Genomic DNA, 24399 nt, shown 5'->3' on the forward strand with positions numbered 1-24399 from the left:
CCTGACGGCGAGGTTTGATCGCGTGCGCTCCCCAACCGACGAACGGCTGCTGCACCTACCGACGTGGCCGATCACGGCACTGCTGGTCGGTTTCCCCGTGTGGTGGGTGCTCGGGATCGGCACACTGGCATGGCCCTTGGCTGCTCTTGTCATGGCGGCCTACCTGGCGCGAGTGGGTGACGTTCATGTGCCGCGTGGTACCGGACTCTGGCTGCTTTTTCTGGTCTGGATGAGTTTTTCGGTTCTTCAGTTGGAAAGTCTGACCAGTGTCGTCGGCTTCGGCTATCGCTGGGCCCTGTACGTCGCCTGCACCGTGATCTTCGTGTACCTGTACAACCTCAGGGTGCCCGATGTCTCAGAGTTCCTGCTCAGGCGGTTGACAGTATTCTTCGCGGTTGTTGTCGCGGGTGGGTTCTTGGGTCTTCTTCTCCCGACGCTCACCGTGCGGACCCCGCTGAGTTACCTTCTTCCGGCAGGGTTGCTCAGCAACGACCTTGTGCGCGAGATCGTCATCGTGGGGACGACCCAGTTCAATCCCGATGCCTGGACATACCGCGACCCCAGACCGAGCGCGCCGTTCCAGTACACCAACAACTGGGGGAATGCTTACTCGATTCTCCTGCCGCTTGTGGTGACCTACCTCTTCAAGTTGCGTGGCACGCGGGCTTTCATGCCCGTAATCATGCTGGCCGCGGCATCCGTCATTCCTGCCTTCCTGACACTGAATCGAGGCATGTTCTTGGGCTTGGGGGTGGCTGCCCTTGTTGTCGCACTTCGCCATGCCCTGCACGGGAATGGTCGCGCGCTCCTTGGTGTCGTAGCGGCCAGTGCGATCGGGCTCCTGCTGTTCCGTGTACTGCCTGTCACAGAACGGTTAGACACCCGGTTAGAGAGCAGTGGAACCAATGAGTCACGGCTGACTGTATACACCGAGACCATCGCCGAAACGATACGGTCGCCGTGGTTCGGGTACGGCGCCCCCCGACCCGCAGAAGCCTCAGGCGTTCCGCCGCTCGGCACTCAGGGCCAACTGTGGATGGTGATGTTTTCGCATGGCTTCGTCGGAGTCGCACTGTTCGTTGCCTGGTTCATCGTGTTGATCGTCCGCACGTTTAGGCGTGCCACTCTTTTGGGCATCACGTACAACGCGGTGCTCGTTGTGGCACTAGTTGAGATCTTCTATTACGGGTTCCTCGTCCAGGGGCTGGTCTTGACGATGATGGTTGCCGCAGTGGCGCTTCGAGGCGTGGAAACGGCGCGCGAGGATGCCTCGCTCAGGGCTGAAACCTTGGATGTTCATGCATCGGGAGGCGGCCGCTCACGTTCGGCCCAGCACATAAGTGCGGCCACCCGCCCCCAAGGGGCGAGTGGCCGCATGAGCGATCCGTGATCAGTTCTGGATTGCCTCCATGGCGTCGGCGTACGCTCTGCGCGTCAGTGGCATGTTGTCCATGGTGTAGTTGTAGGCGGAGCTGTCGCGATTGAAATAGGTCACGAACGACAAGCCCAGGTCCTCCGCTGCTTCTGGTGCCTGCTCCCAGAACTGGGCGCCCTTCGCATCCGGGTGACCATTGTGGTAGCCCGTCTCGCAGAGCCCAATGGTCTTGCGGTCGCCCCAGGGCTGGTCGTCGAGCCAGTTCTTGAACTCAGACCAGAGCCCCCGCGGGGTCGTGTCGGGTGACCGGTGCTTCGTCACGTACGGGTCCCAGCAGATCGTGTCCACATACTCATCCCCGGGGTACATCTCGGAGATGAGGCCCTTCTGCGTCCCCCCTACCCAAAAGACGAACTTCACGTTCGGAGCCTCCTCGCCCATGATCGTGGAGATGCGTCGCGACGCCGCAGCGAAGTCTGATGGCTTCCAGTGTGTGGGCACAATGCCCTGATTGAGCTTGACGTCCGGCTCGATATCGAAGGCGAACCAGACGTTGCCGCCCGCCCCTGCCAGCTTTTGGCCCCAAGCACGGATCTCGTCGTCATGAGCGCCAGCAGCGATCTCGCTCCAGGCCATGTAGGAGTCGTCGCCCCCACGCTTCCAGTTCTTGGAGGCCATGCCCATCAGCACGGTCGTGCCGTTCTTCAGGTGCTGGAGGTCCCGCTCGCTCGGCCACGTCGCATCGACGTTGCCGGCGTTGTAGTAGGAGACCACGTGGCCGGGGTCCATTCCACCGACCATGTCGATGAACTCTTCGTCGTCGGCCGCTCCCATGCCGTTGTAGAAGCCACCGCTGATGTCGGAGGGGGCAGGGGGCGCCGGCTCCACCGGGTCCTCAGGGGGCGGGGGCGGCGTGCCAGGGTTCTTCAGCTGCGCAACAACCCCGTCGGACACGGCGGCAGGGCCACCGGCGACGAAGATGCGGTCGGGATCCAGGTGGGCCAGAGCCTCGATGCTGCCCTCGGCCAGGTGGTCGGACCGGGTCAGAACGACCGGAACCTTGTGTCGTCCGGCCAGCCCGCTCACGACGAGTGCGTCAGCGTAGTGGTCTCCGGAGGCGACATAGCCGGGTGTCAGGTCAGGGGAGAACTCCTTTGCCACGGCCGCGGAGGTCCTGTATCGGTCAGCGCCCGAGACGCGGCGGTACTCGCCGCCCGCGCGGGAGGCGGCCTCGGCCGCGACAGCGTCGCTGATGGCGCTGCGGCCGCCAACGATGACGACCTCGTCCGGTGCCAGACGCTCCAGCTGCGCGGCGACGGAAGCCGGCAGTCTGCCCTGCCTGGTGAGCATCAGCGGATGCTGCTGCGTCCCGGCCACCGCCGCTGCGGACAACGCATCCGGGAACGTTTCGCCACTGGCAAGGAAGACCCGGTCGTGGCCGGGCTTGTAGCGAGCCGCGATCTTGGCAGACGTCGCGTAACGGTCGGCGCCCACGACGCGCTCGACTCCTTCGGAGCCAGCGAACGCCCGCAGGTCCTTCAGGACGCCGTCGGACACAGAACTGGTGCCACCAATCACGGTGATGCGGGTCGGGCTCAGTCGATCCAGCTCCCGCACGGTCTCGCTCGGGAGGTGGTCGCCCTTGGTCAGCAGCACCGGCGCGTCGAAGACGCCGGCGCGCGCGCCAGCGACGAGCGAGTCGGGGAAGTTGTGACCGCTGACGACGTACACACGGTCGACCGTTCCGGTCCACTTCTTGGCGACGTGGGCGGCCGTGGCGTAGCGGTTCTCGCCAGCCAGGCGGTCGACGTCGACGGCAGAGGTCGACGCGGTGGGGAGAGCACTGGTTGTCTGGCCACTCTGGGGGGCCGCGAGGACGGGGGCAACGCTGACCGTGGCGGCCAGCGCGACGGCGCTCAGAACGGTGAGGGCACTACGGGGCATGGGGAAACTCCTGCACACATTGGGGGATCTCTCCATGGTGGGACGCCCACGGGGGAGTAGCCGCTGATTCATACGAATCCGGAAGCGACCTTGACCAAGGGATGAGGAGCCCGCCAGCCCCGTGCGCATTTCGTGAGGAAAGTCCCGGAGCGGCGCGGCGTGGTCGGTGCGGCGAACGCCAAGTCGCGCGATCTGAGACGCGCGATCTCTGGCGAGCCGCGGCGGCCCGAGGCAACACCTTACGGGACGACGCGCCGAGACTTCACATCAACAGTTGCGAAAGGCAAGGGCAAAGTAAGAGAATGGTAAAGACTTGTTCAACAGCGAGGGGGTCCACGGCGAATCCCTGGGTCTGCTGAACCCTGAGGAGCTGCTCATGCGCCCGATTGCGGTGCTTCCCTCGACGGCGGGCCACGCGACCGCCCAAGCGGTGTTCCAGGTGCTCGTTCAACAGCACCTGGAGTACGACGTCATGTCCACCGCCGAATTCACCCGTGCACCGCGGGGCGAGCGTTCCTCCATGGTGGTCGCGCTGGTGCGCGGCCTCGATGTCCCAGCCGTCGAGCTCGTCCGGACCCTCCGCGAGCTGATGGTCCCGGCCTTCCTCGTCGCCGAGGAGCTCAGCGAGGCCGACGAGGTGACACTGCTCCACTCGGGTGTGTATGACGTGGTCCGGGCCAACTCGTCTCCGCAGCTGATCGGTGCCCGGCTCCGGAGCATGTTCCACCACGTGCACGAGGGGGAGCCGTCGCGCACACCCTTCCAGTTCGCGAACGTCACGGTGCGTCCCGACCATCACGAGGTGCACGTGGACGACCGTCCCGTCCCCGTCACCCGGACCGAGTTCCGACTGCTCGTCGTCCTGGCGCAGCAACCCGACCAGGTCGTGGCCAAGGAGGTGCTTGCCGAGCTGTTGGGCGACTCACGAAGGCTGGCGCCGCACGCGGTCGAGAGCCACGTCAGTCGGCTGCGCAACAAGATCACCGCGGCAGGGGGCCCGAGGCTCATCGAGTCGGTCCGTGGTGTCGGCTACCGACTGCGTGTCTGACGGGCAGGCGCCTGCCTGAGCGGGGCCTACAGCGAGTGCTTCACGACCTGCACGGCGTCCGCCGCACCGGTGACGCGCACGTCAGCGACCCGCAACCGTCCGGAGACCGCCAGGAGCAGCTCGCCGGGCGCACCCGTGAGCACCGCGGTGCCCGCGTCGGTCGGTCGCTTGACTGCTGCCCGACCGTGGCCCGGTGCCACCAGGACCACGCCTGCCGGGATGCGGCGGAGCATCAGCTTCGCGGCTCTGGCGAGCTGGCCCCAGAGCGCGGTCTCGAGGTCGACCGAGACCGTTCGGCGCGGTCCGACCCGGCCGTCGCCCCGGAGCACGTCCTCCTGGTGGACGAAGAACTCCGTGAGGTTGGTGAGCTCGTCGACGAAAGCCAGCCTCGTGGGCGACCAGGCCGGCGGGCCCGTGCGCACCAGTTGGACGAGCTGCTCCCAGGGCCGCGTCGCGTAGTCCGCCATTGCCTGCTCCAGCCGTCCCGCCAGCGGAGGCACGAACATGCCAACCGCCAGGTCGGGTCGCGAGTCCCGGATCACCAGGTGGGCGGCGAGCTCCGCCGTGGACCAGGGGTCGCATTGGGTGGGCGCCGCCGGCCCCACTCGCGCGAGGGTGTCGGCAAGGGACTGCCTCTCCTGCGCGGCGTGGTGGGGCACGGCTCAGACGTCCTCGGCCTTGGTGGTCGCGGGGTTCCACTTCTTGACGAGCCGGTCGGCCCAACCGCGCTCCAGTGCCGCCTGGCGGGCCTGCGCCTTGATCGGCCCCATCAACCGGTCGACATAGACGGTGCCGTCCAGGTGGTCGGTCTCGTGCTGCAGGCAGCGGGCGAGCAGGCCCTCACCCTCGATGACGACGGGACTGCCTTCCAGGTCCGTGCCGGTCACCCGGGCGCGGGGGTGGCGGGCGAGCGGGAAGTACTCACCGGGCACCGACAGGCAGCCCTCGCCGTCCTCCTCCTCGTCCAGCGGCGACGGCGTCCCCAGCCGCTCGAGGGTCGGGTTGATCACCACCCCTCGTGCGTTCGGGCCGTCCGGGACCGGACAGTCATACACGAAGATCCGCAGGCGCACCCCGACCTGGTTGGCGGCCAGCCCGACGCCCTCGGCCGCCTCCATGGTGTCGAACATGTCGGCCACGAGGGTCCGTATGTCTTCTGTCACCTCGCGCACGCGCTTGGTGGGCTGGTGCAGTGCCTGGTGGCCGAGGACAGTGATTTCGCGGACGGTCACGGGGACAACTCCTCTGAGCATGACGTGGCTGGCTGATCCTGCCGGACGATCCTACTGGGGCAGCGATCCCGGACCGGCACTCCAGTCGGACCGAGGGTTCGGGCCGGCCTCACTTCTGCCGTGGGCGAGGGATGGGTCCGGTGATGTCCGGGTCATCGTCCCAACGGCCCACCGGCGCATAGGACGCCGCGTCCTCGTGAGAGACCTGCCAGGCCGGACCGTCAGGGTCGGTCTCGTCCGTGGTGTCCGCTCCGTCGTAGCCAGCGGTGTCCGCTCCGCCGTAGCCAGCCCGGGCCCGGCCGCTCACGCCGCCCTCATCACGGTGCCAGCCCTCGTCCCGGTGCCAGTCGCCGTCACCGGTCCGCTCGTAGTCACCGGGCGTGCCGTCCCCGGAGGAATCGGTCTCGGACCAGTCCCCGCCGTCGACGTCCTCATCCGGGTCGCGTCCCTGCGGGCCGAAGATCGTGTCGCAGATCCGTCGATAGGTGTCGTCGGGGTCCGGCACCCAGTTGATCTCGCGCATCGCCTGGTCCTGGCCGGCCGACTCCATGATGAACTGTCCGTAGCCGAGGACCCGACCGAGCGGAGACCGGGCGTAGTTCATGTCGGTGACCTTGCGCAGGGGCATCATCGCCACCTTGTGGGTGATCAGGCCGTAGGTCATGAGCAGGCGCTTGTCGGTGGCCACGAACCACTCGTTGCGCCACTCCAGGCTCTTCCACAGCAGGCGCAGCACCAGGGCGAACCACAACCACCACGCCACCAACGGCAGCACAGAGGCCTCGGGCGGCGTGTTCGCCGAGATCCAGGCGGCGGCGACGAGCCCGGCGAGGGCCGAGGCCACCGGCTCGATCATCCGGCCCCAGTGGTGCCGGATCGCGACCACCACGCGCTCGTCGCCCAGGACATAGCGATCGAGGATGCGGCTGTGCACGCGCGTGCCGAGCACCGGCCTCACCGGGTCCTGGGTGCGCGCGTCACGGCCATCGTCACTCGATGAGCGAGGAGAAGAACTGACCGATGTTCTGGAAGCCAGTGACGATGATGTCCCAGACTGCCTGGACGATGTCAGCGGCCCGCTCCGGGCTCGTGATGATCGCGTAGACGATGAACCCGAACAGCAGCCAGATCAGGATCTGCTTGATGTTCTTGGGCATCAGGTCTCCTCGTGCGTTGACAGACAGTGGTCACAATCGTCCAGCATCATCGCAGGCGCTCCCTGGCAGAAGGGCCAGGCGCGCCGCCGCCCGCAGCATCTGCTGAGCTCACTCCAGCCGCCACACCACCGTCTCCCCACGCTCGGCCACGGAGCGGAAGTCATCGGGGAACCGCAGGTCACAGGCCCGCAGCGCGGTCCGCAGCCGGTCCCGGTCCTCGGAGGCGCCGGGGACAGTGTCACCCGGATCGATCACGAACAGGTCGTCGGGCGGCTGTGTGCGGCAGGCCTCGACGACGGAGGTCGCCCAGCTGGCGTCGCGCCACGGGCTCGCCCAGCCGCTCTGGTTGAACAGGAACAGGTGCCCGGGCGAGGCGATGGCGACGGCCGGGACGCCCGCCGCCCGCTGCTCGCGCGCCACGGCAGCGAGCCAGTCCGCCTCCTCCGACTGCTCCGGCATCATCCGTATGCCGGACAGCTGGGGGACCGAGGTCGGTGCGCCCTGGGAGAGGTAGGGCGTGGTGCGGTACGGGTGGACCAGCACGTCACCGGCCACGTGGGAGGCGGTCAGGGCGAGGACCAGTCCACCGAGCAGCACGGGCGCGCCCCGGACGGCCGGGGCCGCCGCACGGGACAGCAGACAGAGGGCGGCGCCGAGCAGCACCGCCCACACTGTGGCCGCGAAGAGCGTCTGACCCCAGATCCCGTTGTTGGTGCCGGCCGCCGCAGTGAGCGGCGTCGCGAGCACCAGGCCGACCACGAGCACCAGCCGGATCGGGGTGCCGGGTCGCCGCCGGTGGGCGAGCACCAGCACGAGCAGACCGCCGGCTCCCAGGAACGCGGACAGCGACCCGAGGGTCTCCCACGAGGCACGCGCCGGCCAGAGCAGCGCGAGCACGGCAGCGACCGGCAGGAGCCAGGTCAGCACGACGACGCCGCGCCGCCCGTCAGTGGACCGCACCGCGCGCAGCGCCAGCACCGCGAGCAGCGCCAGGGGGACCACCAGCACCCAGGCCGTCTGCAGGGTCGCCTCCAGGTAGGTGCGCAGCACCACCGGCACGGAGTGGTCGGTCACCTCCTGCGCCCGGACGTCGAACAGGAGCCCGGTCGCCTGACGCACGGTGTCGAGGACGGGCACGCCCGTCGCCACCAGCAGGACGAGGGCCAGCGCGGCGCCCCCGAGCGCCGCGAGACCCCTGAGTCGCCTCGGCACTCCGGGCACGGGCACGGCGACCGCCGGCAGGAGCAGCGGCACCCACGCCACACCGGTCGTGAACTTCGCGACCACGAGGGGCGGGAGCAGGAGGCCGGCGACCAGCCAGGGGAGCACCGCCCGTCGGGCAGGGTCCACCGCAGGGGGCAGGAGGCCCAGCGCGAGCGCCGCGCACAGCAGCTGCCCGAGCCAGGAGGAGAGCTCGTTGTAGCCCAGGTAGCGGGGCGGATAGCTCCACGCCAGCAGGGTGCCCGCCTGCGCGACGAGCAGGACGAGCCACCACTCCCGCCGTGCCAGCGGCCTCCCGAGCCGGGCGAGCACGCGACCGGCCGTCCAGGTCAGCGCGCCCGACAGCGCGAGGTACCCGACGAGCCGCAGGACACGGAACACCAGGACCCGCTCACCGACCGCCGCGAACAGCGGGTGCAGCAGGTGCTGGAACCCCCAGGCCTCACCGACGGCGAGCCGGTCGCTGGCGATCATCGTGTAGACGAACGCCTCGTCGGTCCAGTCGAACCCGCGGTTCAGGCTGACCAGCACCAGGCCCAGCCCCACCAGCGTGGCGGCCCCACAGAGCACGAGGTGGGCGGGGTGCCAGGAGCGCGCACCGGCGCCGACGGCGTGCTCCGGCTGGGACATGGGCAGATCGTCCCATCCCGGGGCGTCGCGGGGGCGCACGCGCGAGGGTGTCGTCGTGCCGCCCGGTGCTACCCTCGACCTATCCCACGAGGTTGCAGGGGAAGCCGGTCCGAGTCCGGCGCTGACCCGCAACGGTAGGCCGCTCACCAGGGCGGCGAGCCCGATCATCCCGCGACCGAGTTGGACTCCACGACACCCGCCGAGGACTGCGGGCCGGAGTCCGGGCGCCGGCAGGGCAGCGGTGTCCGGCCGGTCCGGTCACCGGCCAGAGACCAGGAGCAGCCCGCGATGCGCCGCACCACAACCCAGGCCGTATGCCGCGCGCTCGCCACCCTCTCCCTCGTCGCGGCGGGACTGTGGTCACCGGGGGCGGCCACCGCTGGGCCTGGCTTCGCCGCGGACCCGGCCACCGCCCTCACCTCGGCCCCGGCGCCCCTCGCGTCGCCCGACAGCTATGCCGGCCCGTGCACCGACGACCTCGGTGTCACGGTCGTCGTCGACTTCCAGGGTCTCGGCGGCACCACCGTGGTGCGGTGCGCGCCCGGCAGCGGGGGCCAGCCGTTCGCGGGGTCCGGGCTGGACGCGTTCCAGGCGGCGGGCATCCAGATCGCCGGCACGAGCCAGGAAGGCCTGGCGGTCGTGTGCCGGGTCAACGGTCGGCCCGCCGCCGACGAGCCGCTGCCGGTCCGGGGCGACGAGGGCTACACCGAGCAGTGCGTCACGATGCCGCCCGCCTCGGCCTACTGGTCCTACTGGCAGGCGGACAACGGTGGTAGCTGGGCGTTCAGCCAGCGCGGCGTCACCAGCAGCACGGCCCGGGCCGGTGGCTTCGAGGCGCTGTCCTTCTCCCTCAACTCCACCTCGGCGCCGCCGCGCACGGCGCCCAGCAGGCCGACCCCCGAGCCGTCTCCCTCGCCGGAGCCGTCACCCTCACCGTCACCGGAGCCGTCTCCCTCGCCTGCGCCGGAACCGTCGCCACCGCCCAGTCAGGACCCGGCGCCGAGCCCGCCACCGAGCGAGGACCCCGAGCCGGCCCCGGCGCCGTCACCCGGCCCGGAGCCTGCACCCGCTCCCGATCCGGGGGCCGAGCCGCCCAGCGAGCCGGAGCCCTCGAGGAGCAGCGAGCCGGGTCCGGGCGAGCCCGCGCCCGATCCGCGGCCCACGGGAGTATCGACGACGGACGCCGACCAGACAGCCACCGGCAGCAACGAGACGGCGGGCAGCGACGAGACGACGGGTCGCGACGAGTCGGCGGCCGGCGCGGACGCGACCGTGCGCTCCGCGCCACCCGGGGCGCCGCTGACCGACGCGACCGGCCCGACCGCACCGGCAGACCCCGCGACCGACGCGGCCAGCGAGCCGTTCACCGACGGCGACGAGGACGGTGGGGGAGCCGGCGCGCTCTGGGTGACCTTCGGCATACTCCTGCTCCTGGGCGGCCTCGCCTTCCTGGCCTCGCGCCGCCGGCGGGACCCGGGGATCACCCACCGGGTCGAGCCGTGACCGACCGCCCGGGCACCCGCTGGCGCAGCTACTACCTGCCGCGCACGCTGCACCCCGGCGCGTGGTGGGTCTGGGCGCTGGGCCTGGCCGTCGCCGCCAGCCGCACCACCAACCCGCTCCTGCTCGCCCTGATCCTCGCCGTCGCGTGCACCGTCGTGGTGGCCCGGCGCGGGGACGCCCCGTGGGCCCTGGCGTTCCGGCTCTACCTCTACGTCGGTGCGTTCATCGTGCTGATGCGGGTGGTGTTCCGGATCGTGTTCGGCGGCAACCAGGGCGGCACCATCCTGTTCACCCTGCCAACGGTCCCGCTGCCGGACTGGCTGGCCGGGATCCGACTGCTCGGGGCGGTGTCCGCCGAGTCGGTGCTCGGTGGCTTCTACGACGGGCTGCGGCTGGCGACGATGATCGTCTGCATCGGCGCGGCCAACGCACTGGCCAACCCCAAGCGGCTGCTCAAGACCGTCCCCAGTGCCCTGTATGACGTGGGGTCGGCCGTCGTCGTCGCGCTGTCGGTCTTCCCCCAGCTGGCCGAGTCGGTCCAGCGCGTGCGTCGCGCCCGGCGGCTGCGCGGTGGCTCGGGCAGGGGCCTGCGCGCCCTGCGCGGCATCCTCATCCCGGTGCTGGAGGACGCTCTCGACCGGTCCCTGCTGCTCGCCTCCGCGATGGACTCCCGCGGCTACGGGCGTTCGGCACAGGTGCCGCAGGGCACCCGCCTGGTCGCCGGTGCCTGCACCGTCGCCGGCCTGCTCGGGGTGTGCGTCGGCGTCTACGGGGTGCTGGACGGCACGACGCCGCGTTACCTGGGGTTGCCCATGCTGGTGGTGGGGCTGGCGCTCGCTGCTGCAGGGTTCGTGCTCACCGGCCGGCGCGTGCGGCGGAGCCGCTACCGCCCCGACCCGTGGGGGCTGGCCGAGTCCGTGGTCGCCGGCTCCGGCGTCGCGGTCGGGCTGCTGCTCTACGGCCTGCTCTCCGTCGACCCGACCAACCTGCACCCGTCGCTGTTCCCGCTGAACTGGCCGCAGGCCGAGGTGTCCCTGGTCGTGAGCATCCTGGTCGGGGCGCTGCCCGCGGTGCTGGCCCCGCCGACCCCGCTCACGGTGGACGAGATCCGGTCCGCCGGCACACGGCATACGGCCGACCTGGTGGGGGTCGCCCCGTGATCCGGTTCGAGGACGTCACCGTCACCTATGTCGGCGCGGAGCGCCCCGCGCTGCGGGACGTCGACCTCGAGCTGCCCGAGGGCGAGCTGACGCTGGTCGTCGGCCGCACCGGCGCCGGCAAGTCGACGCTGCTGCGCGCGATCAACGGGCTGGTGCCGCACTTCACCGGGGGCCATCTCGAGGGACGCGTGACCGTCGACGGGCTGGACACCCGCGACCACCCGCCGCGCGAGCTGGCGCACGTCGTCGGGATGGTCGGGCAGGACCCGCTGGCCGGCTTCGTCACGGACACGGTGGAGGAGGAGCTGGCCTACGGGATGGAGCAGCTCGCCGTGCCGCCCGAGGTCATGCGCAAACGTGTCGAGGAGACGCTGGACCTGCTCGGCATCGCCGAGCTCCGGCGCCGCCCCCTCCGCACGCTCTCGGGTGGCCAGCAGCAGCGGGTGGCCATCGGCGCCGTGCTCACGATGGGGCCGCGCGTGCTGGTCCTGGACGAGCCGACCTCGGCCCTGGACCCGACCGCCGCCGAGGACGCCCTCGCCGCGATCACCCGCCTGGTCCATGACCTGGGGATCACCGCGGTCGTCGCCGAGCACCGGATGGAGCGGGTCGTGCAGTATGCCGACCGCGTCGTCCTCCTCCCCGGCGACGGAGTGGTGGTCTCGGGTCCGCCGGCCGAGGTGCTCGCGATCTCTCCCGTCGCACCGCCCGTGGTGGAGCTGGGGCGGGTCGCTGGCTGGTCACCCCTGCCCCTGTCGGTGCGCGACGCCCGCCGGCTGGCCGGTCCCCTGCGCGAGTCCCTCCGCCTCGCCGGTGCACCTGGCGCACCGTCGCCCGACCCCCTCCGACCGGGCGCGCCGCCCCGGGAGGTGGCGCTCGAGGCCCGCAAGGTCGTCGTCCGCTATGGGGACGTGCTCGCCGTACGGGGGGTCGACCTGACGCTGGAGCGCGGCACCGTGACCGCCCTGATGGGACGCAACGGCTCGGGTAAGTCCTCCCTGCTGTGGGCGCTGCAGGGCTCCGGTCCGCGCCACGCGGGCACCGTTGCGGTCCAGGGCCAGGATCCCGGCACGGTGCCCGCGAAGGTTGCCCGCGAGCTCGTGGGCCTGGTGCCGCAGTCGGCGTCCGACCTGCTGTACCTGGAGACCGTGGACGCCGAGTGCGCGGCCGCGGACCAGGAGTCCGGTCGCGAGGCGGGCGCGGCGCGGGCGCTGCTGGACCGGATCGCCCCCGGCATCGCCGGCGACCGGCACCCCCGAGACCTGTCGGAGGGGCAGCGCCTCAGCCTCGTGCTGGCCGTGCAGCTGGTCGCTGCGCCGGACGTGCTGATGCTGGACGAGCCGACGCGCGGCCTGGACTACGGCGCCAAGGACGAGCTGGCGCGGATCGTCGGCGAGCTCGCGGCCGCGGGCAGGGCCGTCGTGGTGGCCACGCACGACGTGGAGTTCGTCGCCCACGTGGCCGAGCGGGTCGTCGTCATGGCCGAGGGCGAGATCGTCGCCGACGGTGACGCCGCCGAGGTGATCGGTGCGTCGCCGATGTTCGCGCCACAGGTGGCCAAGGTCCTCGGCCCTCCCTGGCTGACGGTGAGCCAGGTGGTCGAGGCGCGCCTCGGCATACTCACCGGGGGTGCCCGATGAGCGCCTCGTCGCTGCGCGTCCCGAGCGCCACCGGCAGGAACGCGCGCGTTGCCGCGGTCCGGATCGGTCCCCGGTCCGCGCTCGCGATCACGCTGGTGTCGGTGATCGGGTTGGCCATGTTCCTGTGGCCGCTGTTCATCAGCGCCGAGCCGACCCTGGTGCAGCACACCGTGGACGCGCCCTTCGTCTTCATGGCGATCCTGCCCGCCCTGGTGCTGATCGTCCTCGCCGAGATCAGCGAGGGCGGCATGGACGCCAAGGCCCTGGCGATGCTCGGGGTGCTCTCCGCCGTCACGGCCGCACTGCGCCCGTTGGGGGCGGGCACGGCCGGCATCGAGGTCGTCTTCTTCATCATGGTGCTGGCGGGGCGGGTCTTCGGGCCGGGTTTCGGCTTCGTGCTGGGGTGCACCTCGATGTTCGCCTCCGCGCTGCTCACCGCCGGTGTCGGGCCGTGGCTGCCGTTCCAGATGCTGACCTCGGCGTGGATCGGGCTCTTCGCGGGCCTGCTGCCGCGGCGGGTGAGCGGGCGCTGGGAGATCGCGATGCTCGCGGTCTATGGCGTGGTCGCCGCCTATGTCTTCGGCGCCCTGATGAACATGTGGTTCTGGCCGTTCGTGACCGGTGTGCAGGTGTCGGGTGTCGAGGGGGCCCTGGGCTATGAGCCCGGCGCGCCGGTCCTGGAGAACCTGCACCGGTTCCTGGTGTTCACCCTCTTCACCTCGACGCTCGGCTGGGACACCGGGCGGGCCGTGACGAACGCGGTCCTGATCGTGCTCATCGGCCCCGCCCTCCTCGCGACGCTGCGGCGGGCGAGTCGGCGGGCGTCGTTCGGGGTGAGAGGCACCTTCGGGACACGTGACACTGGTGGCGCGTGGCGCACCAATCGACACACTGGTGCACGAGGGGACACCAACCGACTCACTGGGGCGCCAGCAGGCACCAATCGACACACTGGTGCCCCTGGGGACACCAGTGTCACGTCTCCGAGCCAAGGCCTCTGACTGGGCCTCGTCGATGCGTTGGTCAGCCCTCCTCGCCGAGCACCTCACGCAGCCGCACCGCGAACGCACCGGCCTGGCCGGGCCACGGCCCGTCCTCCGCGCTGAAGCCGCCGTGGTGGCTCGGGAAGACCGTGGGTTCCTGACCCAGCAGCTCTGCCGTGTGCCGAGCCATCCGTCCGGTGAGCATCCCCAGGGACTCCTCACCGACGGCGATCAGCACCCGAGTCGGTGCCGCGCCGATCACCTGGGGATCCGGGCGGAACTCACCGACCTCGTCGGACCGGGCGGACAGCAGCGGGTCGTCGCGGGCACCGTCGTCCTCGGTCGGCATCCCGAACTGCGCCGGGTCCGGTGGGGGTTGGGCGAAGTAGTCGTCGGTGAACTCCCCCTGCCACATGGTCATCGCGACGAAGGCGGCCATGCCGTGGCCCCAGCCCTTGGCCTGATAGAGCGCCTGCACCTCGTCCGAGGCCCGCTGGGCCGCCGCCGCGTCGGGGAGCACGAAGTTGAGGGGCGGCTCGTGCGCCACCAGAGTCCTCACGTCGTCCGGGTGGGCCGTGACGAGGGCGAGCGCGGTGATCGCACCACCGCTGCTGGCGAACAGGTCGACCGGTCCCGCACCGAGCTCCTGGATCACGGCGTGGAGGTCGCCAGCCTGGACGGTTGCTGACTGGGTGACCAGCCCGTCCGTACGGATGCTGCGGCCCAGTCCGCGGGGGTCGTAGGTCACGACCGTGCGCTCGGGGAAGTGGGACGCGAGGGCGTAGAAGCCGCTGGCCTCCATCGGCTGACCCACCATCATCAGCGGTGGCGATCCGTCAGTCGTGGGGAGCAGCCCGTGCACGTCATAGGTGATCTCGGCGCCATCGGTCTGCAGGGTCCTGGTGTCCATTCCCATGTCGACACGTTTCAGCCACCGATCTCATCGGTGGCGTCGGGCCTGCGTGCACTCGGTGTGTGGCTGTGGGTCGGGTATGGGTGTGCTCGGTGCGGCTGTGGGTCGGCTGCCGGTGCGCTCGGTCAGGATGGGGAGGGAACCTTTCGTGCTGCTGGCGGGTGTGAGTCATATGGGACTGGAGTCCGACGTCGGGCTGGCCGACTACTACCCGCTGGCCTTCCGGCGTCTCGTTGGCACGCTGCGGGTGATGGGCGTGCCCGGGCCGGATGCGGCCGAGATCGCTCAGGAGGCGTTCGTCCGGCTGATCCCGCGGTGGGACCGGGTCCGCACCTACGAGAGCCCGGACGGGTGGCTGCGCACCGTCGCCTGGCGGATCTGGCTCAACCGTCGTCGCGGGGACCGGCGCCTCACCGTCATGGAGGAGCCGCCGGAGCCGCCGCCGCCCGAGCACGTCAGCCGGGCAGACCGGCTCACCCTGCTCGCGGCGCTGGAGGACCTGCCGCAGGGCCACCGCGAGGTCGTGGTCCTGCACTACCTGCACGACCTGCCCGTCGGACGCATCGCCACCGAGCTCGGCATCGCCGAGGGCACGGTCAAGTCCCGCCTCTCCCGGGCCAGGTCCGCCCTGGCCACCGCCCTCACCCTGGAGGTCGACGATGTCTGAGCGCGACCACACCGACACCCTGATCGCCACGCTCCTGCGGGACGAGGCGGAGCGGGCGAGTGACGGCATACGACCCCCGAAACTCGTCGAGCTGCAGATCCGCGCGGGTGGACGCCGTCGTCGTCGGACCCTCCTCGGGCTGGGCGCTCTGGCCGCCGCGGCCGCCGTGGCAGCCGTGGTCTGGGTGAACCTTCCCTCTGCCGGCGACCCGTTCGTGGCGCCGGCCGACGGGCCGATCGCGGACACCTTCGAGGTGCCGACGTACGCGTGGGACGAGGGTGGCGGCGACGACGCGCTGGTCGCCGGGTCGCTGGCGTTCACCGATGCCGGCTGCCCGCTCCTGGTCTTCGGCGAGAGCGCCACCGCCCTGTTCCTGCCGAACGCCACGGGAGTGACCTACGACAACGGGGTGCGCGGCGTCGTGGACGCCCGGGGTCGGGTCTATGCGACCGAGGGACAGACGATGGAGTATGCGGGGGGCTGGCAGGAGCCGATGACCGGCGAGTTCGCGGCCAGCTGGGAGGCGTTGTGCGGTGCCACCCCGGCGCGCGACGCCGCCTACGTCAACGACGTCGCCGCCCACGAGCCCCTCACCGAGGCACCGCCGCTGCCGGCAGCGGACCAGCCGACCGCGCCCACCACGAGGGAGGAGGCCGGCTGGTTCGACGTGCCGACCTTTGCCTTCGGCGGTGAGGCGTGGCCGACGAGCGAGGAGGCCCTGTTCGAGGGCACCGTGGAGTTCACCGAGGAGGGCTGCCCCGTCGCCGACGGACCGTCCGGCAGGACCGGGCTCGTCTTTCCCAACGCCGAGGGCTTCGACAACCCGGACGCCGAGGAACCCCGGATGGTCTACGCCTACTTCGAGGGCGGCACGTCCGGGGTGATCGCCATCGAGGGCGAGCCGGGCTCGTGGGGCGGTGGTTACCGCGAGCCGGACCACGAGTTCTGGACCGGCGTCTGCCAGGGCGAGCCCGTGGACAGGGTCTTCATCGTCCAGGACAGCCCGTTCGAGTGACCGGGCGCCTTCGTGAGTGAGTCTCGCACCCCTCTGGGGGTGTGAAAGTCACTCGCGAGACGGGCGCGGGCGGGCGAGAAGGACGTGGGCCGCGTGCGACTCTCAGCTCGCAGTAAACGAGTCAGGCCCGCAGCAGGCCCGAGGCGTCGAGCCGGTCCAGCGCCTCGCCGATCTCCTCGGTGCCGCCGGCGAAGCTCAGGCGCATCCACTGGTGGCCACGCGCGGTGTCGAAGTCCACGCCAGGGGTCAGCGCGACGCCGGTCGCGGCCAGCACGTCCTGGCACCACTGCACCGAGTCCTCGGTGAGGTGCGAGATGTCGCACCAGGCGTAGAACGCGCCGTCCGGCGGGGCGAACGATCCCAGTCCCAGCTCCGGCAGGCGACGCAGCAGCAGGTCCCGGTTCACGGCATACCGCGCGACGTGCCCCTCCAGCTCGGCCCGCGCCTCGGACCCGAAGGCGGCCAGCGCGGCATACTGCGTGATCGCCGGCGGGCAGATGTTCAGGTTCTGGGTCAGCACCTCCATCGGCCGGCGCAGCCACTCCGGCACGATCACCCACCCCAGGCGCCAGCCCGTCATCGAGAAGTACTTGCTGACCGAGCCGACCACGACCGACGCGCGGCTGGTCTGCCAGGCGCTCGCGACCGGGCGGCCGTAGGTCACGCCGTGGTAGATCTCGTCGCTGACCAGCAGGCACCCGACCTGCTCGCACCAGCGCGCGATCGCGGCCAGCTCCTCAGGGTCGATGACCGTGCCGGTGGGGTTGGCGGGGCTGGCGACGATCAGCCCCTTCGGCGGCTCCGGCAGCGCCTCGAGCATCGCCAGGGTGGGCTGGTACCGGGTCTCCGGGCCGCAGTCGAGCTCGAGCACCTCACACCCGAGCGCGGCCAGGGTGTTGCGGTAGGCCGGGTAGCCGGGCCGCGTCATCGCCACGGTGTCGCCGGGTTCGAACGCCGCCAGGAAGAGCGTCGAGAACGCGCCGGAGCTGCCGGTCATCACGACGACGTCGGCGGGGGAGACCTCGACGCCGTACCAGTCGCGGTGGTGGGCGGCGATGGCCTCGCGCAGCGGCAGTATGCCGGTCGCCTCGGTGTAGCCGAGGACCTCACCTTCCAGGGCGGTCACCGCCGCGTCCCGCACCGCCCGGGGTGCCGGGGTGGACGGCTGCCCGGCGCAGAGGAAGATCGCGTCACCGTGGGTGCGCTGCCGCTCGGCGGCGGCACCGAGCACCTCCATGACATGGAACGGCTCGACGTTGCTGCGGGAGGAGGGGGCGAACATGCAGGCAACCTATCCGGCCGACCCGGCTGGACGGCATACGGGCTAGATCACGCCGTAGAGCCGGTCCCCGGCGTCGCCCAGGCCGGGCACGATGTAGCCCTGCTCGTTGAGGCGCTCGTCGATGGCACCGGTGACCAGGGTGACCGGCGCGCTGATGCCCTCCAGGTCCTTCTCCAGCCGCGCGATGCCCTCGGGTGCGCTGAGCAGCGTGGTTGCGGTGATGTCGTCGGCGCCGAGGTCCACGAGGTAGTGGATCGCCGCGGCGAGGGTGCCGCCGGTCGCCAGCATCGGGTCCAGGACGTAGCACTGGCGCTTGTCGAGGTCGTCGGGCAGCCGGTGGGCGTAGGTGTGCGCCTCCAGGGTCTCCTCGTTGCGCACCAGCCCGAGGAAGCCGACCTCGGCCGTGGGCAGCATCCGCATCATGCCGTCGAGCATGCCCAGCCCGGCGCGCAGGATCGGCACCACCAGGGGCTTGGGGGAGGACAGGTGGATGCCGGTCGTCGGCGACACCGGCGTCTCGATGTCGAACGGGGTGACCCGCACGTCGCGGGTGGCCTCGTAGGCCAGCAGCGTCACCAGCTCGTCGGTCAGCCGGCGGAACGTCGGGGTGTCCGTCCGCTTGTCCCGCAGGTAGGTGAGCTTGTGGGCGATCAGCGGGTGGTCGGCTACGTGGACGCGCATACAGGCGAACCTACCTGTTGCGGTCGGTCGTGACGACCTTCGCGTGGGGCCGCTCAGTTCGGGCGCCGCGGCAGGTCGGTAGGGGTGCGCCGCAAAAGTGTGCGCGCCGGCCGCGCAACCTGGCAGGCTGGGACCGGTTCGACGAGGAGGACACCATGACCGCACCGATGGAGACCGGCTTCGCCCCGGTCAACGGGCTGGAGATGTACTACGAGCTGCACGGCTCAGGGACCGGGACGCCGCTGCTCCTGCTGCACGGTGGGCTGTTCAACATCGACCTGCAGTTCGGGCCGCTGCTGCCGGGGCTGAGCGAGGGCCGCCGCGTCATCGCCACCGACTTCCAGGGGCACGGCCGGACCAACGACGCCGACCGGCCCCTGTCGACCGCCGGGCTGACCTCTGACGTGGTCGCGCTGCTGGCGCACCTGGAGGTGGACCAGGTGGACGTCTTCGGCTACAGCGTCGGGGGCGCGGTCGCCCTGCAGCTGGCGATCGAGCACCCGGAGCTGGTCCGGCGGGCGATCTTCTCGTCCGTCTCGTTCGATCCCTCGGGCGACCGCGGCGGCAACGAGGAGGCGGTGGCCGAGATGACGGTCGACATGATCGCGGGGACGCCGATGGAGGCCGACTACAACGCCAAGTCACCGCACCCGGAGAAGCTGCAGACGCTGCTCGACAAGCTCGGGGGATACGGCAAGGGTGCCGGCGGGTGGTCGGAGGAGGCGATCCGGGGCATCGCGGCGCCGACCCTCATCACGGTCGGTGACTGCGACATGGTCCGGCTCGGCCACGCGGTCCGTTTCCTGCAGCTGCGCGGCGGCGACGTCAACGGCGACTTCGAGGGTGTGCCGGCGTCCCAGCTGGCGGTGCTCCCGGGGACCACCCACTTCTCCGGCCTGGCGAACCCCTCGCTGGTGCTCGAGATCGTGCGACCCTTCCTCGACGCTCCCGACCGGGAGGTCCCGGACACCGGAGACCCGGAGTCGGCCACGTGAGTCCCGGGCGGGCCTGGGGGGACGGGGAGTATGCCGCGTGGATGCGTCAGGCCCTCGACCTCGCCGCCGGTGCCGAGCAGGACGGCGATGTGCCGATCGGCGCGCTGGTCATCTCACCGGAGGGCGCGGTCCTGGGGCGCGGGTTCAACGTCCGCGAGGTGCTGCACGACCCCACCGGCCACGCGGAGGTGGTCGCGCTGAGGGAGGCCGGCGCGGCCCTCGGGGCGTGGCGCCTGGAGGGGTGCACGCTGGTCGTGACGCTGGAGCCGTGCGCGATGTGCGCCGGCGCCTCGGTGCTCGCCCGGGTCGCGCGGATCGTGTTCGGTGCCTGGGACCCCAAGGCCGGGGCGTGCGGCTCGGTGTGGGACCTCCCCCGCGACCGCAGGGCCCTGCACCGGCCCGAGGTGGTCGGCGGCGTGCTCGAGGCGGAGTGCGCCGCGGCCCTCGTCGATTTCTTCGGCCCGCACCGACTCGGGTAACCTGCCACGCGGTGGCGTGTCCGAGCGGCCTAAGGAGCACGCCTCGAAAGCGTGTGAGGGCGCAAGTCCTCCGTGGGTTCAAATCCCACCGCCACCGCCAGACGTCCCAGGACGTGAGAAGCCCCCAGATCCGTTGTCGGACTGGGGGCTTCGTCGTGCGGCTGTCTCAGCGGATGTCGAGGAGCTTCCCGCTCCTGGAGAGCTCGGGGTCGGTGCACGAGGCGAGGTCGAAGCAGCAGGGGCGACGCTTCCCGTCGCGCAGCTTGGAGACGGTGACCTCGACCCGGCGCTCGCGGGTCTGCGGGTTCCGGGTGGCGCCGACCCAGCGCACCCACTCCCACCGGGCCATCGGGGTGATGTCTGCCCAGGCGTCGGCGAGGTCGGGGGCGTCAGCGAGAGCCCCGGAGAGGTCCTCGGGGAGCTCGGGCTCCGGCCAGGCCTTCGTCGGGGTGATGGTGCCTACCACGCTGTCCCCCTGCGTGAGCGACAGGGCGTCGCGCAGCGGCTCGTCGACGGAGATCCAGTGGCCCTTGCGGCCGTCGGGCTCCAGCACGGTGACGAAGCCGTGTCCGTTCAGCTCCGCGTCGACCGCGACCTGACCCCGGGACGGCAGCGCGCTGCTCGCCTCCTCCGGCAGCGTGACGAGCAGCCGCTCGCCGAGGCGTTGCACTGTTCCGTGGACCGCGATGCTCATGCTGAGCACGTTAGCGGGCGCCAGCGCCGGGTGGCTTCTCCGATCCTGACCGGAGGGCTTGCTCGATAGCGTTGGCTCGTGACGCCGACGATGGACTTCAGCGGGATCGCGGTCTCCTATGACGAGCGGGTGCTCCAGCCGCGGGCCTGGACGGCCGACCAGTCCCGGTGGGCTGTGGAGGCCATGGCGACGGCACCGCCGGGCCCGGTGCTCGAGCTGTGCTGCGGGGCCGGGCACATCGGTCTGCTGGCCACGGCCCTGACCCCGGTGCGGGTGAGGCGGCCCCTGGTGGCCGTGGACCTCAACCCGGCCGCTCTCGTCCTGACGGCCAGGAACGCCGAGGCCAACGGGCTGGCCGGCTGGGTCGAGGTCCGCGAGGGCGACCTGACCGACGTCCTGGCGCGCGAGGAGCTCTTTGCCGTGATCATCGCCGACCCGCCGTGGGTGCCGGAGGCACAGACGGCGCACTATCCCGAGGACCCGCTGCTGGCCATCGACGGCGGCCCGGACGGGCTGACGGTTGCCCGCCAGTGCCTGGCGGTGGTCCGGGAGCACCTTGCTCCCGGCGGGCTCGCCGTGCTCCAGCTCGGGACCGCCGAGCAGGCCCGCGACCTCGAGGTCGGGAGTCACGGCCTGGCGGTGGCCGAGGTGCGTCACGGCGAGCGGGGTGTGCTCGTGGGACTTCGTCGGGACCGATCGGCGGCCGGGTCCGGGTCCCTCTCGTGAAGCGGCCGGCGCAGTCTGGTGAGGGCCGCGCCCACGATGACTACCGGGGGCGCTTGTCCTCGGGCAGTCGCTTGTGGGTGCTGTCGCACCAGGGCAGCAGGGAGGACAGCTCGCAGCGGCACACGGCGACGACGGGTCGGTCGATCTCGTGCTCGACGCCCGCGTCGTCGGTGTAGCTCCTGGCGCCACGCAGGAGCAGCGGCCCTCCGGGACACACCATGGCCTGGCCGCTCCCGGCCTGCTCGGGCGCGCGGGCAGTCATACGGCCACTCCCCAGCGGCCGAGGAGGGCCCGTGCGAACCGGGCCTCCTGGTCGAGGCAGGTGAAGGCCCCGAAGAAGATCTCCTCGGCCTGCTCCGGCTCGTCCTCCGCCAGCGCCGCGCAGACCAGCCGCACGGCGATCTGGTCGTGCACCGAGTCGGCCACGACGTGCTCGGCGTAGTAGTCGATGAGCTCCTGGGCCATCCCCAGCCGCTGCAGCCCCTGCACCAGGTGGCCGCTGGGGACGGAGCTGGTCACCTCGAACGCCGCCAGGTGCCCCATCGAGGCACCGCGGAGCCGACCGTGCAGCCCGAACAGCGACATGACGTTGTTCATCTCCAGCACCTCCGGCGGGCACTCGTCGACGTAGGCACCGGGACGGGTGCTCAGGCCAACGGCCTCCATCGCCTGCGCGAAGAGGTGCGCGTGCAGTCGGTCGGCCCGGCCGGAGCCGTACTCGTCGTACTGCAGCTCGGCCAGAGCCGCCTTCGGCCGCACGGTCAGGCGCGGCAGCGTCCAGGTCGCCGGATCTGACTCCTTGAGGTGATAGACCGAGCGCCAGCGGATCAGCTCGAGCACCTGCTCCTGCGTGGCACGGGTATGCACGTAGGACGCCACGGAGGGGCCGTCGTCGGCCTCGATGTAGGCCATGAGCTCGTCGGCGAAGTCGTCCGAGGAGACGTGGTGGCCCGGCCACCGCTGCCGCAACCGCGTCTCGAGCTCACGCTGGAGGTCGCGGCGGAGAGTGAGGACCGCCGGCTCCCACTCCGCGTCCGGGTCCACGTCGCTGAACCCTCCGTAGGACAGCTCGTGCAGTACCCACAGGGTCAGCGCGGCGTCCTCCTCGCCGACACCGTCGGGCCGCGACCCTCCCTGGGAGAGCCGGGCGGCGTCGGTGCGCAGGTCGGCGACGACGCGCTCGCTCAGCGACCCCCTGGGTGTGGGCAGCGCGGCACGGGTCGTGCTCATCGTGTGCATACCGAGATTCTGACCCGTCTCCGGCAGCGGCGCGCCCCGTCGCGTCACCCCCGGGCGGCTCCCCAGAGGCGCCCTCCGGCGATGAGTCCTGCCGGCGGCGGGAGTCTGACCGTTATGCGCTACCTCCTCGTGCCGGGCGCCGGTGGCAGGGCGTGGTACTGGCACCGCCTGCTGCCGCTGCTCCCCGACGCCACTGCCGTCGACCTGCCGGCCGCTGATCCCGAGGCGGGACTGGTTGAGTATGCCGAGGCCATCGTCGCCGCTGCGGGCGCGGCCGACGGCCCGGTCACCGTGGTCGCCCAGTCGATGGGCGGACTGTCCGCGCCGCTGGTCTGTGACCGCCTCGACGTGCGCGAGCTGGTGCTGCTCAACGCGATGGTGCCCAGACCGGGAGAGACCGGGCACGAGTGGTGGGAGGCCACAGGGCACGCCGACCTGATGACCGGCGGGCTGGACCCGGTGCTGCACTTCTTCCACGACGTGCCCGAGGAGGTCAGGCGGGAGGCTTTTGCCCAGGGCGAGCCACCGCAGACGGCCCGGCCGTTCGAGGATCCGTGGCCGCTGGAGGCCTGGCCGGAGGTGCCCACCCGCGTGCTCACCGCGCGCGACGACCGGTTCTTCCCACCAGACTTCCAGCGCCGCGTGGCGCAGGAGCGGCTGGGTGTGACACCGGAGCTGGTGCCCGGCGGTCACCTGGTCGCGCTCAGCCGACCCGCGGAGCTCGCCGAGTCGTTGCTCCGCGCCGGCTGAGCCGGCCCGGTCCACGGGCAGGACGCGGGCGTGAGGCGGAGAGCGGAGGGCACCGTCCGGCCCGCGCTGAGGGGTCCCCTTTCAGCGTCAGGTCGCCCCGCCTGCGTGCGACGATGTGCGGGTGAGAGAGACGGCACGGGCCGAGCCACCGGCGGACATCGAGGGCGGTCCGGGCTGGGTGATCGACGGTGTCAGCCTGCTGCCCCGGATCACGGACCTCGCGGCCTTCCGGGAGGGGATGGCCGCGGACCCCCTCGCCGAGGCGGTCGAGGCCCTGTGGTCGGGTGACCCCGACCGGGCCCGCGCTCTGCTGGCGGCGGAGGAACCGACGGTGCGGGTCCGGGCCCTGCTCGCCGACTGCGCCCGCGACCTGGGTCGGGTGGACGAGGCGCTGACGGAGTATGCCGCTCTGCTGGCCGAGTGCACCGGCACGCCGTGGGAGCCGGTGCTGCGGCAGCACCACGGCAAGACCCTCCTCGCAGCGGGACGACCCGAGGTGGCGCTGGCGGAGTTCGAGAGCGCCTACGCCATGCGGGTGGAGGCCGGCGCGCCGGACGACCTCATCGCCTCGAGCGCCCAGGCGCGGGACCGGGCCCAGCAGCTAGTGGGCGACTGAGCGACGCGCGGCCCAGGCGATCCGGATCAGCGGTACCTGGAGCGGCAACCGCACCGCACCGACGACGAGCGCGGCGACAGAGCGCGGGTCGCGCCGCCGACGGGCACGACGGGCCAGGTCCAGCGTCATCTGGGCGTTCGCCGGCCACACCGCGGTGAGGAGTGCGGCGCTCGCCAGGCCCGCCACGGGACGAATGCGTGGGTGCAGCAGCCCTGCCGCACAGGCGACCTCGGCCACGCCCGAGGCAAGGACGAGCTCCCGTGACCACCGGCGCAGCGGGCGCGGCACGATCGGTTCGAACACCTGCGGCCGCACCAGGTGGAGCACACCGGACACCGCGAACGGCACGATGACCAGGGGGAGGCCGCGGGGGAGCATGGCCCCATTCTCACCGCAAGCGGCCCGCTCTGCGCCCAGCGACGTCGAGAGCAGCGCTCCGGATTGCGACG

At 71.4% G+C, this 24399-nt stretch carries 26 protein-coding genes and 1 tRNA gene; 14 read left to right on the forward strand and 13 right to left on the reverse strand.

Annotated features, from left to right (window positions below; translation table 11 throughout):
• Window positions 1-22: 22 nt before the first annotated feature.
• Window positions 23-1390 (forward strand): O-antigen ligase family protein, encoded by a 1368-nt coding sequence (locus DA085_RS08855; RefSeq protein WP_109472586.1) that lies wholly within the window; start codon window positions 23-25, stop codon window positions 1388-1390.
• Here DA085_RS08855 and DA085_RS08860 read toward each other — a convergent pair whose 3' ends face one another.
• Complete coding sequence (locus DA085_RS08860) at window positions 1391-3319, reverse strand: cell wall-binding repeat-containing protein (protein WP_161958461.1); 1929 nt, start codon at window positions 3317-3319, stop codon at window positions 1391-1393.
• Between the two features lie 376 nt (window positions 3320-3695).
• On the opposite strand from DA085_RS08860, the gene DA085_RS08865 reads away from it, so the two are divergent.
• Window positions 3696-4367 carry a winged helix family transcriptional regulator gene (locus DA085_RS08865; RefSeq protein ID WP_154402143.1) on the forward strand — a complete coding sequence of 224 codons (672 nt, stop codon included), beginning with the start codon at window positions 3696-3698 and terminating at the stop codon, window positions 4365-4367.
• Window positions 4368-4393: 26 nt separating this feature from the next.
• On the opposite strand, the gene DA085_RS08870 is transcribed toward DA085_RS08865, so the two are convergent.
• The 5 genes from DA085_RS08870 to DA085_RS08885 all read right to left on the reverse strand — a co-directional run bounded on the left by DA085_RS08870 (window position 4394) and on the right by DA085_RS08885 (window position 8607).
• On the reverse strand, window positions 4394-5026 hold the full coding sequence (locus tag DA085_RS08870) for a TIGR03085 family metal-binding protein (protein WP_109472589.1): 633 nt from the start codon (window positions 5024-5026) through the stop codon (window positions 4394-4396).
• A 3-nt stretch (window positions 5027-5029) separates the two neighbouring features.
• A complete protein-coding gene (gene def / locus DA085_RS08875; protein ID WP_109472590.1) occupies window positions 5030-5599 on the reverse strand; it encodes a peptide deformylase in 570 nt (189 codons plus the stop codon).
• A 109-nt stretch (window positions 5600-5708) separates the two neighbouring features.
• Window positions 5709-6548, reverse strand: coding sequence for a PH domain-containing protein (locus tag DA085_RS08880; RefSeq protein WP_237565396.1), 840 nt, complete (start codon window positions 6546-6548; stop codon window positions 5709-5711).
• 40 nt (window positions 6549-6588) lie between these two features.
• Window positions 6589-6756: a hypothetical protein gene (locus tag DA085_RS21320; RefSeq protein WP_202619157.1), complete on the reverse strand. Its 168-nt coding sequence runs from the start codon at window positions 6754-6756 to the stop codon at window positions 6589-6591.
• Window positions 6757-6864: 108 nt separating this feature from the next.
• On the reverse strand, window positions 6865-8607 hold the full coding sequence (locus tag DA085_RS08885; RefSeq protein ID WP_109472591.1) for a hypothetical protein: 1743 nt from the start codon (window positions 8605-8607) through the stop codon (window positions 6865-6867).
• A 288-nt stretch (window positions 8608-8895) separates the two neighbouring features.
• Between DA085_RS08885 and DA085_RS08890 the strand changes: the two genes are divergently transcribed.
• The 4 genes from DA085_RS08890 to DA085_RS08905 are packed head-to-tail and all read left to right on the forward strand — an operon-like array spanning window position 8896 to window position 13911.
• Window positions 8896-10110: a hypothetical protein gene (locus DA085_RS08890; RefSeq protein ID WP_154402144.1), complete on the forward strand. Its 1215-nt coding sequence runs from the start codon at window positions 8896-8898 to the stop codon at window positions 10108-10110.
• Entirely contained in the window at window positions 10107-11270 is a 1164-nt protein-coding gene (locus DA085_RS08895) for a CbiQ family ECF transporter T component (protein WP_109472593.1), read from the forward strand. The genes DA085_RS08890 and DA085_RS08895 overlap by 4 nt, the downstream gene beginning before the upstream one ends.
• A complete protein-coding gene (locus DA085_RS08900; protein ID WP_109472594.1) occupies window positions 11267-12910 on the forward strand; it encodes an ABC transporter ATP-binding protein in 1644 nt (547 codons plus the stop codon). The genes DA085_RS08895 and DA085_RS08900 overlap by 4 nt, the downstream gene beginning before the upstream one ends.
• On the forward strand, window positions 12907-13911 hold the full coding sequence (locus tag DA085_RS08905) for an ECF transporter S component (RefSeq protein WP_109472595.1): 1005 nt from the start codon (window positions 12907-12909) through the stop codon (window positions 13909-13911). Before DA085_RS08900 ends, DA085_RS08905 begins: the two co-directional genes overlap by 4 nt.
• A 22-nt stretch (window positions 13912-13933) precedes the next feature.
• Here the strand turns inward: DA085_RS08905 and DA085_RS08910 are convergent, their stop codons facing one another.
• Entirely contained in the window at window positions 13934-14809 is an 876-nt protein-coding gene (locus tag DA085_RS08910) for an alpha/beta fold hydrolase (protein WP_237565397.1), read from the reverse strand.
• A gap of 169 nt (window positions 14810-14978) precedes the next feature.
• On the opposite strand from DA085_RS08910, the gene DA085_RS08915 reads away from it, so the two are divergent.
• Window positions 14979-15473, forward strand: coding sequence for an RNA polymerase sigma factor (locus tag DA085_RS08915; RefSeq protein ID WP_202619158.1), 495 nt, complete (start codon window positions 14979-14981; stop codon window positions 15471-15473).
• On the forward strand, window positions 15466-16488 hold the full coding sequence (locus DA085_RS08920) for a hypothetical protein (protein ID WP_109472597.1): 1023 nt from the start codon (window positions 15466-15468) through the stop codon (window positions 16486-16488). Before DA085_RS08915 ends, DA085_RS08920 begins: the two co-directional genes overlap by 8 nt.
• A gap of 121 nt (window positions 16489-16609) precedes the next feature.
• Here DA085_RS08920 and DA085_RS08925 read toward each other — a convergent pair whose 3' ends face one another.
• Window positions 16610-17770: a pyridoxal phosphate-dependent aminotransferase gene (locus DA085_RS08925; protein WP_109472598.1), complete on the reverse strand. Its 1161-nt coding sequence runs from the start codon at window positions 17768-17770 to the stop codon at window positions 16610-16612.
• 42 nt (window positions 17771-17812) lie between these two features.
• Window positions 17813-18451 carry a uracil phosphoribosyltransferase gene (gene upp, locus DA085_RS08930; protein ID WP_109472599.1) on the reverse strand — a complete coding sequence of 213 codons (639 nt, stop codon included), beginning with the start codon at window positions 18449-18451 and terminating at the stop codon, window positions 17813-17815.
• A gap of 155 nt (window positions 18452-18606) precedes the next feature.
• On the opposite strand from upp, the gene DA085_RS08935 reads away from it, so the two are divergent.
• From DA085_RS08935 to DA085_RS08945, 3 genes are all read left to right on the forward strand, one after another.
• Complete coding sequence (locus tag DA085_RS08935; protein WP_109472600.1) at window positions 18607-19446, forward strand: alpha/beta fold hydrolase; 840 nt, start codon at window positions 18607-18609, stop codon at window positions 19444-19446.
• A 41-nt stretch (window positions 19447-19487) separates the two neighbouring features.
• Window positions 19488-19925, forward strand: coding sequence for a nucleoside deaminase (locus DA085_RS08940; RefSeq protein ID WP_109472635.1), 438 nt, complete (start codon window positions 19488-19490; stop codon window positions 19923-19925).
• 10 nt (window positions 19926-19935) lie between these two features.
• Window positions 19936-20025, forward strand: a tRNA-Ser gene (locus DA085_RS08945).
• Window positions 20026-20091: 66 nt separating this feature from the next.
• On the opposite strand, the gene DA085_RS08950 is transcribed toward DA085_RS08945, so the two are convergent.
• Window positions 20092-20619, reverse strand: a complete 528-nt coding sequence (locus DA085_RS08950; protein ID WP_109472636.1) for a YdeI/OmpD-associated family protein — start codon at window positions 20617-20619, stop codon at window positions 20092-20094.
• A gap of 78 nt (window positions 20620-20697) precedes the next feature.
• On the opposite strand from DA085_RS08950, the gene DA085_RS08955 reads away from it, so the two are divergent.
• Window positions 20698-21345, forward strand: a complete 648-nt coding sequence (locus DA085_RS08955; protein ID WP_237565398.1) for a methyltransferase — start codon at window positions 20698-20700, stop codon at window positions 21343-21345.
• Between the two features lie 40 nt (window positions 21346-21385).
• On the opposite strand, the gene DA085_RS08960 is transcribed toward DA085_RS08955, so the two are convergent.
• Both DA085_RS08960 and DA085_RS08965 read right to left on the reverse strand, forming a co-directional pair.
• Window positions 21386-21607: a CDGSH iron-sulfur domain-containing protein gene (locus DA085_RS08960; RefSeq protein ID WP_109472601.1), complete on the reverse strand. Its 222-nt coding sequence runs from the start codon at window positions 21605-21607 to the stop codon at window positions 21386-21388.
• Window positions 21604-22584, reverse strand: a complete 981-nt coding sequence (locus tag DA085_RS08965) for an iron-containing redox enzyme family protein (protein WP_202619159.1) — start codon at window positions 22582-22584, stop codon at window positions 21604-21606. The genes DA085_RS08960 and DA085_RS08965 overlap by 4 nt, the downstream gene beginning before the upstream one ends.
• Before the next feature lie 114 nt (window positions 22585-22698).
• On the opposite strand from DA085_RS08965, the gene DA085_RS08970 reads away from it, so the two are divergent.
• Together DA085_RS08970 and DA085_RS08975 are read left to right on the forward strand one after the other, a co-directional pair.
• Window positions 22699-23334, forward strand: coding sequence for an alpha/beta hydrolase (locus tag DA085_RS08970; protein ID WP_109472602.1), 636 nt, complete (start codon window positions 22699-22701; stop codon window positions 23332-23334).
• Between the two features lie 121 nt (window positions 23335-23455).
• On the forward strand, window positions 23456-23950 hold the full coding sequence (locus DA085_RS08975) for a tetratricopeptide repeat protein (RefSeq protein ID WP_109472603.1): 495 nt from the start codon (window positions 23456-23458) through the stop codon (window positions 23948-23950).
• Here the strand turns inward: DA085_RS08975 and DA085_RS08980 are convergent.
• Window positions 23936-24328, reverse strand: a complete 393-nt coding sequence (locus DA085_RS08980) for a DoxX family protein (RefSeq protein ID WP_109472604.1) — start codon at window positions 24326-24328, stop codon at window positions 23936-23938. The two genes, DA085_RS08975 and DA085_RS08980, sit on opposite strands and share 15 nt — an antisense overlap.
• Between the last annotated feature and the right edge of the window lie 71 nt (window positions 24329-24399).

This window comes from Ornithinimicrobium cavernae (assembly GCF_003121625.1).
Taxonomy (GTDB): domain Bacteria; phylum Actinomycetota; class Actinomycetes; order Actinomycetales; family Dermatophilaceae; genus Ornithinicoccus; species Ornithinicoccus cavernae.